General features: G+C 41.8%; 15 protein-coding genes. 8 read left to right on the top strand and 7 right to left on the bottom strand.

Annotation, left to right across the window (positions count from 1 at the left end; translation table 11 throughout):
• The first annotated feature begins 83 nt into the window (after positions 1–83).
• The 4 genes from AC6CIB_RS18375 (at position 84) to AC6CIB_RS18360 (ending at position 3,584) form a co-directional block, all read left to right on the top strand.
• Complete coding sequence (locus AC6CIB_RS18375; RefSeq protein ID WP_498283108.1) at positions 84–812, top strand: ABC transporter ATP-binding protein; 729 nt, start codon at positions 84–86, stop codon at positions 810–812.
• Positions 802–1,818: an ABC transporter permease gene (locus AC6CIB_RS18370; RefSeq protein WP_498283106.1), complete on the top strand. Its 1,017-nt coding sequence runs from the start codon at positions 802–804 to the stop codon at positions 1,816–1,818. The genes AC6CIB_RS18375 and AC6CIB_RS18370 overlap by 11 nt, the downstream gene beginning before the upstream one ends.
• 34 nt (positions 1,819–1,852) lie before the next feature.
• Positions 1,853–2,500 carry a TetR/AcrR family transcriptional regulator gene (locus tag AC6CIB_RS18365; protein ID WP_498283104.1) on the top strand — a complete coding sequence of 216 codons (648 nt, stop codon included), beginning with the start codon at positions 1,853–1,855 and terminating at the stop codon, positions 2,498–2,500.
• Between the two features lie 289 nt (positions 2,501–2,789).
• Positions 2,790–3,584, top strand: a complete 795-nt coding sequence (locus AC6CIB_RS18360) for an SDR family NAD(P)-dependent oxidoreductase (RefSeq protein ID WP_498283102.1) — start codon at positions 2,790–2,792, stop codon at positions 3,582–3,584.
• Positions 3,585–3,636: 52 nt separating this feature from the next.
• Here the strand turns inward: AC6CIB_RS18360 and AC6CIB_RS18355 are convergent, their stop codons facing one another.
• Positions 3,637–4,011 (bottom strand): hypothetical protein, encoded by a 375-nt coding sequence (locus tag AC6CIB_RS18355; RefSeq protein ID WP_498283100.1) that lies wholly within the window; start codon positions 4,009–4,011, stop codon positions 3,637–3,639.
• Positions 4,012–4,195: 184 nt separating this feature from the next.
• Here AC6CIB_RS18355 and AC6CIB_RS18350 point away from each other — a divergent pair, with 184 nt between their 5' ends.
• Positions 4,196–4,294, top strand: a complete 99-nt coding sequence (locus AC6CIB_RS18350; protein WP_220154059.1) for a putative holin-like toxin — start codon at positions 4,196–4,198, stop codon at positions 4,292–4,294.
• A gap of 74 nt (positions 4,295–4,368) precedes the next feature.
• Here AC6CIB_RS18350 and AC6CIB_RS18345 read toward each other — a convergent pair whose 3' ends face one another.
• Positions 4,369–5,466, bottom strand: coding sequence for a PQQ-dependent sugar dehydrogenase (locus AC6CIB_RS18345; RefSeq protein WP_498283098.1), 1,098 nt, complete (start codon positions 5,464–5,466; stop codon positions 4,369–4,371).
• Positions 5,467–5,522: 56 nt separating this feature from the next.
• Entirely contained in the window at positions 5,523–6,395 is an 873-nt protein-coding gene (locus tag AC6CIB_RS18340) for an HAD family hydrolase (RefSeq protein ID WP_498283096.1), read from the bottom strand.
• A 160-nt stretch (positions 6,396–6,555) separates the two neighbouring features.
• On the opposite strand from AC6CIB_RS18340, the gene AC6CIB_RS18335 reads away from it, so the two are divergent.
• On the top strand, positions 6,556–6,792 hold the full coding sequence (locus tag AC6CIB_RS18335; protein WP_498283094.1) for a hypothetical protein: 237 nt from the start codon (positions 6,556–6,558) through the stop codon (positions 6,790–6,792).
• A gap of 13 nt (positions 6,793–6,805) precedes the next feature.
• The gene (locus AC6CIB_RS18330) at positions 6,806–8,119 is read left to right on the top strand and encodes a short-chain fatty acid transporter (protein ID WP_498283092.1); all 1,314 of its coding nucleotides are present in this window, start codon (positions 6,806–6,808) and stop codon (positions 8,117–8,119) included.
• A 141-nt stretch (positions 8,120–8,260) separates the two neighbouring features.
• On the opposite strand, the gene sda is transcribed toward AC6CIB_RS18330, so the two are convergent.
• A complete protein-coding gene (gene sda / locus AC6CIB_RS18325; RefSeq protein WP_498283090.1) occupies positions 8,261–8,392 on the bottom strand; it encodes a sporulation histidine kinase inhibitor Sda in 132 nt (43 codons plus the stop codon).
• A 390-nt stretch (positions 8,393–8,782) separates the two neighbouring features.
• Between sda and AC6CIB_RS18320 the strand changes: the two genes are divergently transcribed.
• Positions 8,783–10,144: a YjiH family protein gene (locus AC6CIB_RS18320; protein WP_498283088.1), complete on the top strand. Its 1,362-nt coding sequence runs from the start codon at positions 8,783–8,785 to the stop codon at positions 10,142–10,144.
• 180 nt (positions 10,145–10,324) lie between these two features.
• Here AC6CIB_RS18320 and AC6CIB_RS18315 read toward each other — a convergent pair whose 3' ends face one another.
• The 3 genes from AC6CIB_RS18315 to AC6CIB_RS18305 form a co-directional block, all read right to left on the bottom strand.
• Positions 10,325–11,569 (bottom strand): ATP-binding protein, encoded by a 1,245-nt coding sequence (locus tag AC6CIB_RS18315; protein ID WP_498283086.1) that lies wholly within the window; start codon positions 11,567–11,569, stop codon positions 10,325–10,327.
• A 53-nt stretch (positions 11,570–11,622) separates the two neighbouring features.
• Positions 11,623–13,173, bottom strand: a complete 1,551-nt coding sequence (locus AC6CIB_RS18310; RefSeq protein ID WP_498283084.1) for a hypothetical protein — start codon at positions 13,171–13,173, stop codon at positions 11,623–11,625.
• Positions 13,174–14,070: 897 nt separating this feature from the next.
• A complete protein-coding gene (locus AC6CIB_RS18305) occupies positions 14,071–15,012 on the bottom strand; it encodes an L-threonine 3-dehydrogenase (protein ID WP_498283082.1) in 942 nt (313 codons plus the stop codon).
• Positions 15,013–15,090 lie beyond the last annotated feature (78 nt).

The following is a 15,090-nucleotide window of genomic DNA, read 5'->3' as shown; positions in this document are numbered from 1 at the left end:
GATTACTCACTTTACAATTCACTCAGCATACTTTATATTAAAAGTGAGTAATCACTCACTAACTTCCGAAAGGTGTGATTCATTTGAATTCCATCATCCACTTGAACGGGCTGTCCAAATCATTTGGCTCTCAAGAAGTGTTAAAAAACGTTTCTCTCAACATCCAAAAAGGCGATATCTATGGATTATTAGGACCCTCTGGCTCGGGTAAGACGACTTTGATCAAGCTTATGATCGGTCTCGAAACGTCGTCAACGGGGAGTGTCACCTTCAAAGGAAGCAAGCTGAAAGCAAATGAGCTATATCCAGCTATCGGATATATGGCACAATCCGAGGCCCTCTACGATGAGCTGACAGCGAAGGAGAATCTATCTTTCATGGCTTCTCTCTATGGATTGAAGAAAAACCACCGGAAAGAACAAATTGAAAAAGTGATGACGACCGTAGATCTTCTTGATCACCTCTATAAGCCTGTCCATCAGTACTCAGGAGGAATGAAAAGAAGGCTATCCCTTGCCATTGCCCTTCTGCATGACCCTGAAGTCTTATTTTTAGATGAACCGACTGTCGGGATCGATCCCGTTTTAAGAAAAGAAATATGGGATAGCTTTCACCGTCTTAAGGAAGAAGGCAGAACCCTTATCATTACAACCCACGTGATGGATGAAGCAGAAAGATGTGACCGGCTGGGCCTCCTGCAGCATGGAGAAATCATTTCAAGCGATACACCAGATGCCATTAAAGAAACGTATGGGGTGACTTCGATTGAAGATGTATTTTTGAAAAATGGGGGTGTTTCCATTGAGGATTAGAGGATTTGTCATTCGGATTCTTCAACAGCTGCTCAGGGACAAACGAACATTGGCCTTGATGTTTCTAGCTCCATTACTGATACTCAGTATGCTGTCTCTTGTTTTTAACTCTGATGATTATGAGGCAAAGGTAGCGATTGTCAATCTGCCACAGCAGCTGGAAGCGAAATTCGATACGAAGGATTTTCAATCATACACGAGTCCCGATAAAGCATTAAAGGACATTAAAAATGGTGAACTGGATGGCTATATTTCATTTGAAGAACCCACTGCACCTTCCATAGTCATTGAAGGAAGTGACCCCACTGTCAACGGGGCTGTGATGAAAAAAATTCAAACGTTGTTTCCCTCGAACTCTCAAAAACGATCAGATCAAATGGAGTATGTGTACGGAAGCGGGGAAATGGAGATGTTTGACTCCTTTGGACCAGTACTTCTGGGCTTTTTCGTCTTCTTCTTTGTCTTTTTGATCAGCGGGGTATCTTTCCTGAGAGAGAGAACGACGGGCACACTTGAGAGATTGCTTGCTTCCCCAATCAAGATTTGGGAAATGGTCGTCAGCTATGTCCTTGGTTTCGGTATCGTCACTCTCCTTCAGGCATCCTTGATTTCCTGGTATGCCATCTATGTATTGGATATGATGATGGAAGGAAGCTTTTTCAATGTATTAATCATCATTGTTTCATTATCATTCACGGCCCTAACACTTGGAATATTGCTATCGGCCTTTGCCAAGAATGAATTACAGATGATGCAGTTCATTCCGATTGTGGTTGTACCGCAGATATTCTTTTCAGGATTATTCAATTTAGAAACGATTTCTGAATGGCTGAGCTGGATCGGTCCAATCACCCCTCTATATTATGCTGCGGATGCTTTAAGAGATGTGATGATTCGAGGATTTGCATTTGAGGATTTGTTCTTTAACTTATCGGTATTGATTGGATTTTCTATACTCTTTATCGTTCTCAATGTTGCAGCCCTCAGAAAATACCGTAAAATATAGGTAAGTAATGAACGACAAGTTAGGGGTTTGAAGGATGACTGAGGAAAAGAATATATTTAAACAGCTATTAGATCGGGAAGAAACACTGACTGAAAAGCAACAGAAGATCGTAGAAGCAGCCATCGAAATGTTTGCTGAAAAAGGCTACGCCTCCACCTCTACCAGCCAAATTGCCAAAAAAGCCGGCGTCGCAGAAGGAACCATCTTCCGGCATTACAAAACGAAGAAGGACCTGCTTCTTTCGATTGTATCCCCTACGATGGCCAAGCTGATCGCTCCATTTGTGATCCGGGATCTCAATAAAGTGCTCGATGCGAAGTATGATCGGTATGAAGATTTCCTGAAAGCGATGATTTTGAATCGGCAGGAATTTTTGAAAGAGAACATGACCGCATTTAAGATTTTAATACAGGAAATCCCTTTTCATCCTGAGCTGAAGGAACAATTCAAAGAGCATATCGCAGAAAAAGTGATCGAGAAATTCGTGAAGCTCGTCGACCATTACAAAGAAAAGGGACAGATCATCGACCTCCCTTCACTCGCTGTCGTGCGATTTTCAGCCACCAGTATCTTCGGATTGCTACTTGTCCGGTACCTATTCCTTCCTGAAGCCGATTGGAATGATGAGAAGGAGATTGACATGACGGTGCAGATGATTGTGAATGGGATTGGGAAGGGATAACACAGGTAGATAGGACTCCAAATATTGATTTGGGGTTCTTATTTAGGCTGTAAAGTGACCATTAGGACTGAAAATGGATAATTTTGATTCGTCTTGCTCCTCCAATGAGGATTTTATTTTCAATTCCAACGTTTTTATTTTCAAATTTCCATTTTTATTTTCAATTCTCCACCATTTATTTTCAAAACCACGAATTTATTTTCAAAACCGGCATCCCACCCCACCTTCACCCGTTTTCCTCCTCCCCGAAACGGGTAAATCCTACTATACATCACAAGGAGGTTAAAAAATGAGTTTCCTTTTCCACGAAAGCACATTGAAAGACCAGCATATCCTCATCACTGGTGCCACAGGAGGCATCGGGTATGAAACGGCGAAAGTAGCCGTACAGGCAGGAGCGAGGGTGACGGTTACAGGAAGAAATGAAGAAAAGCTGAATCAACTGAAAAACGAATGCCGGGACTCAGACAAGGTCTTCCTAAATATAGCGGATCTTACCAACACGGAAGATCGCGAACAGCTTCTATCGGCCGCAAAAAACCAGCACGGCCCCATCACTGGACTCGTGAACTCAGCCGGGGTAGGCGGAGGTGATATGGTAGAGAGCCTATCCGAAGAAGATCTAAGAAAAATCATGGAGTTAAATTATTTCTCACTGGTCCAGCTCTCACAGGCCGTCTATAACCAAATGAAGGATAAAAAAAGTGGTTCCATCGTCAATATCTCTTCCCTGTCAGGTTTGAGAGGGACTCATGGGAATAGCGCGTATAGTGCATCTAAGTTTGCCGTAACCGGATTTACTCAAGCCTTTGCCCATGAAGCGATTCAAAACAACATACGAGTAAATGCCATTTGCCCGGGATATGTAGATACCGATATGGGAAGAAGCGCAATAAAATCAAAAGGTGAACGTGAAGGCAGAAGTTATGAGGAGCAACTGGAGATCGCGAAAGACAGTATTCCTTCTGGACAACTTACCTCACCGACTGAGGTGGCAAATACGATTGTGTATCTACTAAGTGATGCCGCTCGGAACATTGTTGGGGAATCTGTAAAAATATCAGGCGGCAGCGTCATGCGCTAATAAGTGTCCGTACATGAACAGGCAAGGATTTTTTCATCCTTGCCTGTTTCTTTCAATTATTTGTATCACCTTCGGAAGAATTCCCCTCTTGAATTTTCTTTTTCATCTCCTCAATGTATTTCTTCTTCTCCTTTTGATTAATCAGTTGATTGCTATTTTTATCTTTAAGATATTTTTGAAGAGCTTTTTCTATCTCTTCGGGGGAAGCATCTTCAGATATCACGCCGGTCTTTTTTAACATCTCTATGATTTTGTCATCGTTGGCAAGAACATCTAGCTTGTCTGCTGGCTGATTGGTATTAGGTGAAGGCAAATCGGAATTTACTTCAGATGAATCCTGCTCTTCCTGAACCGGTTGATCATCTGTTCCACATCCACTAAGTAAAATGGGAACGAGAAGAAATGAGAGTATCCATTTTCCATTCATGTCACCACATTCCTTTCAAAGAGTTTTCATCCTTGTATTTCATATTAAATAAAACACCATTAATTTCCTTTATTGAGATGACATTATAATGCTTTATTTATAGAGGTTTGATATTTTTTCTTTATTGCGGCGTATAGGACAATCTTATGTCCGGGAAGCCTTTAAATAAGGAGGCGATGTATTTATGAATACGTTTGAGGTATTATCTCTGATGCTCAGCTTTGGGATGTTTGTGATCGCTATTCTGAAATATAAAGACAATGATGAGAACAAGAATTCATAAACACGCTGAAGAGCGTGTTATTTTTTTGCGAAAAATACCTCCCTCAGCTCAACGCTAAGGAAGGTATCCCTATCTTATTCTTCAATCGTCAATGAATTCAAATCCACCTCATACAATTTATCATCATTCTCTCGGGGGATCCCGCGCCCATCTGTGTTATTCGATACAAAGTAAAGGGTATCTCCTTCCACAAGCACGTCCCGAATACGACCAAAGCCCGTCAACAAGTCTGATACTTTCCGGGTTTCAGGGTCGAACCGCTTCACACTTTGACCCGCGAGAGAAGCAAACACTAAATCTCCATTCCAAAAGTCCGCTCCTGAGGGGGCCCAGGAAGATTCCCCGGAATGCGCGAGCGGCGAAATCAACGACTCTTGTTTTTCACCGCCTGTAATCTTTGGCCATCCATAATTGTTGCCCGCTTCGATACGGTTCACTTCATCAAATCCGTTAGGTCCATGCTCTGTTGCATATAGTTCTCCTGCTTTGGTCCAGGCTAGTCCCTGAGGATTTCGATGACCGTAGCTGTAAATGTATGAATCCTTAAATGGGTTGTCGTTTGGTATTCCACCATCCAAATTCATCCGAAGAATTTTCCCGCCAAGAAAGGAGAGATCCTGAGCATTATCCTGTTGAGTGGCATCCCCGGCCGTGATGTAGAGCTTGTTTTCCGGACCGATTTCCAGTCGGCCACCGTGGTGGTATTGACCGCCTGGGATTCGGTCCAGCAATACTTTCTCCTCGCTCCATTGATTTTCCGTTCGTTTTAATACTACGACACGGTTGTACGGGTCACCCGAGTCATCATACGTGTAGTAGGCATACGCCTGCTGATTTATTTTGAAATCCGGATGAAGCACAAATCCCAGTAACCCCGCTTCAGGACGCTTGGATAATGGCTTTGAAAGATTGGTTTTCACAACGGATTTCCTGCCATCCTTTATTTCAATTATATCCCCTGTCCTTTGGGTGAGGTAGAAAACATCATCAAGCTTTTGAATCGACCAGGGAATGGAAAGGTCCTGGGCGATTACGTTGCTTTCGACACTCGGTTTACTGACGGATTCACTTTCTTCCTGTTGTTCATCTGGCTGTCCTATTGAGCAGGCACTAAGTAGTAAGCTAAGACCAATGACGAATAAGAACCAACTGCTTCTGTTTCGGTTTCTCATTTTTTCAAGCTCCCTTATTCACTTTTTTTAACCAGTATGGACAAAGGAAGACGTTCTCATGAGTTTGCCGTCTGTTGAAGAGCTTCCTGAATCGCTTTTGCGACACCGTCTTCACGGTTTGTTGCCGTGATGAATGGACAGAATTCTTTTATCTGATCAAGGGCATTCCCCATGGCCACTGGTCTTCCCACTGCTTTCATCATGGATAGGTCATTAAGGTTATCACCCATTGCCATGGCATGCTCCGCTGAAAGACCTTTGTCGTTCAGAAGCTTCTGAAGAGCGACTCCTTTTTGTGCTTCGAGACTATTTACTTCAATATTTTCTTTACCTGATGAGCTGATGGCGATGCCAGTTATTTCATTTAATTTTTCGTTCGCTTCTGTTAATTGCTTTTCATCAAAAGAGAAAACAAGAAATTTGTAGACAAGTTGAGATGAATCTTCGAAAAGTACCCCGTAATCATTAACCAATTTAATATGACCTTTTTCAAATCGTTCTTTGGCCGCTTGTCTCACTTGTTCTTCCGACACATCCGGATTTGCTGTTTTGAAAATATCGACAATCAGCTCGATACCCATTTCATAGTTTTCGGTATACGTTCCTTGATCCGTATAGACTTCAAAGTAAATGCCTATCTCGTTTAAGGCAGCGGCAATTTCTATCGCCCGTGCTGATTCGATACTGGCCTGATAGACGATTTCACCCTTTTTATTTCGAACCTCGGCACCATTGGCACAAATGATATCACATGAGATGCCTGCGTCCTTTATAACGAAACGGGCCTCTTCATAGGATCTTCCTGTAGCAACAATGACTTCTATGCCTTGTCGCTGCGCATCCAGGATGGCTTGTTTGTTGGCTTCACTGATTTCCTGGTTTTCATTCAAGAGCGTTCCATCCATATCTGTTGCTATACATGTAATCATAATTAGACACCTTCCTGTTGTTAAATGTTCATAATTTTTACCCATTGTATCATGAAACATTTATCGTGTTGTACTGAACCACCTCCTGCTGATTAATAACCCTGTAGATTTAGGTATGAAAATATAGAGAACGTTCGTCTACTATGTCAGGAGGGTAATTGTGGATAATCGTACAGATTTGAACAAAGTGTTTTGGACTTCAGCTATTATTGTGTCCATTTTGCTTGTGTTTAGGGCTGCTTTTCCGAGAATTTTTGCTAAAGGAGCAAAGGCAGCTTTTAGTTTCACTACCTATTCGTTTGGATGGTTTTATCTCGCTGCAATGTTTTTCTTTTATCTAAATGAAAGGGTTTTCAGCTATCATTATAGAAGAATTGAAAGGGTGTGTATTAAATAAGGGGGATTAAAAGATGAAAGCACTTATATCATTATCGAACAAAATCATGCAACGCTATCTGCCTGATCCATTTTTATTTGTTGTCATATTAACACTGGCCGTATTTGGATTTGGTCTTATCTTCACTGAAAGTTCAAGCCTCGAGATGGTTCAGTATTGGGGAAACGGATTCTGGAGCCTGCTTGCCTTTTCCATGCAGATGGTCCTAGTGCTTGTTACGGGGTACGTACTGGCAAGCAGTCCACTGTTTAAACGGTTTCTTGGTTTCCTGGCCTCATTTGCGAAGTCACCTGGTTCTGCGATTGTCATTGTTACTGTCGTTTCGATGATTGCCAGCTGGATCAACTGGGGCTTTGGGCTTGTAATAGGGGCATTATTTGCGAAAGAGTTGGCAAAACGGGTGAAAGGCGTCGATTATCGACTGCTGATTGCCAGTGCTTATTCCGGATTTATTGTCTGGCATGCAGGGTTCTCTGGTTCCATTCCGTTATCCATTGCAACAGCAGATCATCCATTCCAGGATATGATCGGTGTCATCTCGACAAGCGAGACGATCTTCGCTACGTTCAATGTCCTGATTGTATTAGCTCTATTTATTGTTCTTCCGGTCATCAACAGGATGCTGATGCCGTCCAAAGAAGAAACTGTAACCGTAGATCCCGAAATCTTTAATGAAACTGCCGCCACTCTTGAAAAAGAGGCATTAACACCTGCTGAGCGTCTAGAAAACAGTATGATTTTATCGATTATTGTTGCCGTTCTCGGGATTGCGTTCCTATTTTCATATTTTGTTCAAAACGGTTTCGCCCTCAATTTGGATATCGTCAACTTTTTATTCTTATTCCTGGGTATTCTCTTTCACGGGACGCCAAAGCGCTTTCTTGCGGCCGTTCAGGAAGCGATCAAAGGCGCGAGCGGGATTGTCATTCAATTCCCTTTCTATGCAGGAATCATGGGAATGATGACGGCATCTGGTCTTGCTGTCGTCGTGTCCGAGGCCTTTGTCTCGATTTCAAATGATGTGACCTTTTACTTCTTCGCCTTTCTCAGCGCCGGGATTGTGAACTTCTTTGTTCCTTCTGGGGGAGGACAGTGGGCCGTCCAAGCTCCTATTATGCTTGATGCCGCTCAAACACTGGATGCGTCTGTAGCTAAGACCGCTATGGCTGTCGCTTGGGGAGACGCCTGGACAAATCTGATCCAGCCGTTCTGGGCATTGCCGGCTTTAGCGATCGCAGGATTAAAGGCGAAGGATATTATGGGTTATTGCGTAATTATCCTTGTCATTAGTGGCGTTGTCATTTCCCTTGGATTACTATTCTTATAAAAAAACTAAAAGTGCCTTAGAGTGTTTCGACTTTGTTGAGGCTCTCTAAGGCATTTTTGTCATTTGACAATAAAAAAGGCTGACCTCCTAGGAAGAGATCAGCCGTTATGTATGGCGTATCATTGTTTTTTACTTTGAGTCTTATCGACCGATTTCTCTTCTCTCCAGCTCTCCTTCTAACATCTCAATAAATTCTTCTTCCAATCCTTCTTCCTGTGCTAATTGATAAACATTAGCCAATTGCTCTTCTGTAAGTATCGTTAAAGATGTCATCGATTACAACTCCTGACTTACCAAGATATGAATTCTTTATACCCTCTTTCATACTACTTAAACCTCATTATTGAAATAATTAATTAGTTTTCATAGGTAAGAAATAACCCGAATTTCAGAATTTTTTTAAAATGTTTTTCATCTTATAATTGAAATTTTTTAAAATTTTAGTAAAATAGAGAGGTACTGAAAGATAGCGCTTTCTTTTTTGTATACAACCATTTAGACAACGATCGTTGAACATTTTATGTTTCACTTTCACACCGTTCGGGAAAAACAGCTAGGTAATGGATAATCTCCTGGTGGGAACTTCTTATGGACAAATTTATATGTATGCATTAGAATGAATAATGTTTCATTTTCCGTTATAACTACATCTGAGGTGAATTTATGAATCGACAACATCGCTTTACATTAACAAGTCATTTACGATTTATCATCCCTTCCCTATTGGGAATTTTTCTTTTTATGGTTCCGATTCCACAGGAAGACGGGATCACGATACCAATCGCCGTTCTTTCAGGACTATTACAGGACTGGATTGGAAGTTATGTACCTGCGATCATGACAGGATTAATCATCCTTACCGTATTAGGAACGTTTATCACAAAGTTCATACGCCCGGCTTTCATTGAAAAATCTCCGTTTTTCACTAGCCTATTCGATGTAAGACCTGTTTGGGTTTTTGTGAGAGTACTAGGTGCTGTGTTTGCGATCATGACTCTATTTAAATTAGGGCCAGAATGGGTCTGGTCAGACGCAACAGGTGGACTTCTATTAAATCCAGATGGACTTCTGGCCATTCTATTTTCTGTATTTTTATTTGCCGGACTTTTTCTACCTTTATTATTGAATTTCGGTCTACTTGAATTATTCGGTGCTCTCTTAACGAAAGTAATGCGTCCCGTATTCGGTTTACCCGGGCGTTCTTCCATCGATTGTTTAGCTTCCTGGTTAGGAGACGGAACGATCGGGGTGCTGCTGACAAGTAAGCAATATGAAGAAGGGTACTATACGAAGAAGGAAGCAGCCATCATTGGTACGACATTCTCTGTTGTATCCATTACCTTTAGTTTAGTCGTCATTTCTGAGGTTGGTCTTGGAAAATATTTCATTCCTTTCTATATAACAGTAGCCATTTCAGGAATTATCGCCGCGATCGTGCTGCCACGAATCCCGCCATTATCCCGTAAGCCTGACACTTACTATAATGATCAAGAAGGCAAGAACACGATGGAAGTCATTCCAGAAGGCTATAGCCGCGTAGGTTATGGATATGAGCAAGCCCTTGTTCAGGCGAAGAATAACAATAGTACTTCTAAGTTTTTCACTGATGGAATAAAAAATGTGTTGGATATGTGGATGGGGGTTGCACCCATCGTTATGGCGATCGGTACAACGGCACTGATCGTAGCCGAGAATACAAAGTTCTTCGAATACATCGGTATGCCGCTTATTCCTTTACTTGAGCTTCTACAAATTCCAGAGGCAGCAGAAGCGTCTCAATCGATCCTTGTCGGTTTTGCCGATATGTTCCTTCCAGCCATCTTTGGAGCTGGTATTGAAAGTGAGCTGACACGCTTCGTTATTGCTTGTTTATCTGTAACACAATTGATCTACATGTCTGAAGTAGGTGGATTATTACTAGGTTCTAAGATCCCGGTTGATTTCAAAGACTTAGTGATTATCTTCTTACAGCGTACATTCTTGACTTTACTTATCATTGTTGCGATTGCTCATATGATTTTTTGATGAAGTAAAACCCAGGTTAAATACAAACCTGGGTTTTTTATTAGGATCTTTTCGTATTTCAGAAGGAAGTAGTGGTTGATGAGATTCTCCATTGAGCATAACTTGGCAACTTCCTCGTCATTTGAATAATCCTCCTGATACATAGTAAAAGGCTGCTTCGCAATGAGGCAGCCTTGGATTTCATTTATGTTTCACCGGTAAGGTTACTTCTACTTTTGTTCCCTTGTTCACTTCCGATTCAATGAGTATAGACCCTTTATGGTCTTCAATGATCTTTTGACTAATGGTCAGCCCGAGTCCCATCCCTTTTTCTTTCAAGGTAAAGAACGGCTCTCCCAGTCTCTTTAATCGATCCGGTGGAATTCCCACCCCTTGATCTTGAATCGAGATGATGAACATTTTGTTCAGAACGTTCCACTTGACGCGGATTTCTCCTTCATCCATCGATTCGATTGCATTTTTTATAATATTTATAAAGACCTGCACGCATTGATTCTTATCTCCAAAGACGTGAATGGAGGATGATGGTACTTGAACATTTAATGTGATCCCTTTGAGGATTGCTTCATGCTCCATTACCTTGATCACATAGTTTAACACCTCATTCATATCAAATACCTTGTATTCCCTCATTTGAGGTTTAGATAAAATGAGTAGCTCTCCTACAATTTGGTTGATTCGATCCATCTCGGATGACATGACGCGAAGATAATTTTCGGATACATGCTCATTTTCTTCAAGCAGTTGAATGAAGCCTTTGATGCTCGTAAGGGGATTCCGGATCTCATGGGCGATTCCCGCCGCAAGCTCTCCGACCACAGATAATTTTTCTTTTCTTAATAGCATTTCTTCTGCTATTTTCTGCTGAGAAATGTCCCGGCCGATGATGACTAATCCCTTTCTTGTCTGATTCGTATGAAATAACGGGACTTTAATGACATCAAAGGTCTTGTATTCACCGTTCGGAAGATAGAATCCCTCTTCACATCTCGTTACCTTTTCCGCTTTCCACGATTGTTCATCGGAGTCAACGCAATAATCGAAGGCATCTTTAAAGAATGGAACAAGCCCTCCTAACTCCCGATCTGTCTTCCCTACATAATTAATCCCTTCAAGATTATAAAGTTTTCGGCCAAATTGATTGACCTTTAACCAGCGGCCCTCTCCATCCTTAAAGCATACAAAATCCGGCAGGGAGTGAAGAAGGGTGGACAGCTGATTTTCTTCTTCCAGCAACTTTCGATGCTCTGCCAGAAACGTTTTCCCTTCTTTTAATAATTGGGCCAGGACTACTACCCCTACAATGGTTACTAGAAGGGCAGCCATTACGTTCCACGGCTTATCGATGGAAAGTAAAACGATGAACTGTATGACAAATAGAGCCATGAGGATCATTATTTTGTTGTAAAATGTATGTTTTATCATATGATTCATTTTCTCCATCATCTAAGTCACCCGTCCCACTCATACTTTTTTCGCTAGAATAAGTTAAATATATATGGACCGATTGAAGTAATATAGAACAAAATATAGATTCCCATGAAGTAAAAGGCACCTGCAAATGATCCCCAATCAGGATCCCGGCCAATTTTCCAAACTGCCCAGGTGATCACACTAATCAACAATAATAGTGCGTAGCCGCTTCCCGGAAACACCAAATACTCCGGTGCCACTTGATAGAAATATGCGTTCATTGCATTGCTAGTGTAGCTGATCGGCATCAGCATGAAAATGATGATCGATGCATATTCCGCCCAGCTGATCCCGTCTTTTTCAAACACGTTTGGTCTGAATATATACAATAAGATTAATAGAAAGAGTGATGGAAGCACCCAGTAAAAGGATGTCAATACCGTCACCAAGCTGCTGAACATCATGAGAACGCCGTTGTTCAATGCTTCTTTTACTGATCTTTTCGACCAGTTCGTACTTTCTGAAACAACCTGATCGTTCTGAGATGCTCCGTATAGTTCATATGTACCACCATCATAATTAAACCAAACCAGTGCTTCGTCTGTTAATTGCACGGGAGAATATGTGACATGCTTGGTCGTGCTTAGAGGAGAACCCTCCAGGATCCCCTGACTTAGAAAAGGAGCCGCATACAGGCTCACCGCACTGTTATCACCAATACGCTGTCCTTCTGAAGTGAACACAACGGATTCTTTCCCATCAACGTTTACAAACTGTACCCCACCGGGACTCGTCAGCTTTTCGCCGGTATCTTTATTTATGAATTCAATCTTACTCCCGGTTAAAATCGATGATCCTACTTCTTGTAATGAAACCTGCACCTTGTATACATTGTAGGAAAGCGTTCCTTGTGTGCGTGATTTCTCATTGTATAGTAAGGTGAGCTGCTCGTCTGCTACTTTAAACGTTATACCGTCCACCTTTTTATTCGGTGCTGTATTTACTAGTAAAAAAGGCTTTTCACTTACTTCACGGTTTTCATTCATATAGTAGACGAAATCATGAGTATCATCTTGTACCACCTGAATGACGGCATTTCCGTTTTCTCCTACATGCACATCAGAAATTCCAGTTGGAAAAGTGTAGACTTCCCTGGAAGAACCTTCATGCACATTATATTCATATAGTTGTTCGTTACTCCAATAATAGACATGGTTTGTGCTTACTCCCAACCCTGTTATCTCTTTCGAAAGGATTTGATCCTCATTGTCCTGGCTTAAAACTAAATTACCATCTTTATAGTAGATGAATTCGTTGCCATCGCTCCAAAATGGATAGCCTCTTGTTATAGTGGTATCAATGACTCTTTCATCAGCTACATTCATTTTATCGTTGATTGTAAAGGCTTGGATCTTCCCATTACTTGATATGTATAGTTCCCCATTGTTTTGAAACACCTGAGGTCTCTCTTTTGATGTAAAGTCTAATGGGAGTGAACGGCTCCAGTTCGCCTGAGGTAGTTCTTTCACTAATAGCAGCTGGTGAAAGAACAAGACAACGATGAATAGAAGCATGATTCCTATAGGTATCCCAAATACTTTCCATTTTTCTCTCATCTGAATCCCCCTTTGTAAAATCCTTAGACTTCTGAATTTTAGCATAATTTATATAGGTTATCACCATTTTTTTCCACAAAAAGGGGCTTGATTTCATTTATTCTTACTGTTTAAGTATAACATTTCCCTTCCAATTTACTATCAATTATTGTCATATTTTGTCGTATTTTAAAATGGCTCTTTTCGCAAAGATTGTTGTTTAATAACAAGGGATCTGTCAGTGTTTGTCAATCAGTATGTGCTGGATGGTGAGGGGAGCCGCTCCGCTTGCAGGCTAGCGTTCGGCCGAGTCTCCTCAGCTTAGCCGAACGGGGTCTCGGCACGTCCAAAATCCGCCGGAGTCTACGAAGTTCCCCTCACCATCTATAAGAAAATTTCGTGACAGAGCTTAAAAGTGACAATAAAATCTAAAGAAAACGGAATTCCTAGTTCATAATAAGAAATCGACCACTGCTCTCTTTAAAAGAGGTTGTTTTCTAAAATTTTATTGGTTTTTATTTAGATTTTATTAAGAAACTCATGCTGAGAAAGTTGATTCTCGCTGCAGGTGCTCGACTCCTGCGGGGATAGCGGGACAACCGAAAAGCGGAGACGGCTCGCCCAGCCCCGACAAGCATAAGATGAATGGGCCTAAGAAGGCGCTCTTTGCCTTCTTGGACCATTTAGCTTATGACCTCGAGGGGCTAGCCGCCGGAGCTAGACAGGTGAGACCCCACAGGCGAAGCCGAGGAGGCTCACCGCCCGCCCCGCGGAAAGCGGGCATCCTGTAGCGGAAATCAACTACTACTTTCTTATGAAAATAGCAACAAACTTTACGAAAAGAGCCTTTAAAATAAAAGATCTTAGGGAATAAAAAAAGATCCCTAAGAAACTATTGCTTCTTAGGGATCAATCTGCTTACTTCGTTTTTAACTTCTCTAACATATCAGCTGTCATTTTGGCTAAGTCGTAATCTGCTTTGAATCCCCATTCGTTCATGGCTGCGCTGGAATCTATGGCGTTCGGCCAGCTTTCAGCAATGGTTTGGCGAACTGGATCTACGCTATAATCCAGTGTAAAGTCCGGTTGGTGGACGCGGATCGCTTTTGCAATATCCTCAGGTGCTACGCTCATGGCAGATACATTGAAGGAATTACGGTGCTCAAGCTTTGAACCGTCCGCTTCCATAAGGTCGATGATCGCATTAAGTGCATCAGGCATATACATCATATCCATATAGGTTCCTTCACCGATGTATGAAGTATACTGGTTATTCTTGATTGCTTCATAATAAATTTCTACTGCATAATCAGTCGTCCCGCCACCTGGTAATGTTTCATACGAAATAAGACCTGGAAAACGCAGTCCTCTTGTATCCACCCCAAATTTAGTGAAGTAATAATCAGACAGAAGTTCTCCTGACACTTTGTTTACTCCGTACATGGTGGTAGGGCGCATGATGGTATCTTGTGGAGTTGAATCCTTTGGAGTTGATGGACCGAATGCTCCAATTGAACTTGGTGTGAAGAACTGACATTCCAATTCTCTTGCTGCTTCCAGGGCATTTACCAGTCCACCCATATTTAAATTCCAGGCGAGTAGCGGTTTTGCTTCCGCCGTTGCAGATAGTAGAGCTGCGAGGTGAATAATGGTATCCACCTTATTCGTTTTGGCAATATCAAACATTTTTTGGGCATTGGTCACGTCTAATTGCTCAAAAGGGCCGTCTGTTACGACAGGGCTGTCTGTTTCTCGGATATCTGTCGCAATGACGTTATCAGAACCGTACACAGTACGTAGTTTATTGGTTAGCTCAGAACCGATTTGTCCCAAGGCACCCGTTACTAAAATCTTTTTCATCGTCTTTCCTCCTGCATTTCCCTATGGTGATAGAATGATTTCATTATTCATACAGATAGGGCTGACTCTTAAAGCCAG

The organism is Rossellomorea sp. GQ25 (assembly GCF_059758515.1).
This window is presented reverse-complemented; position numbering and strand designations above follow the sequence as displayed.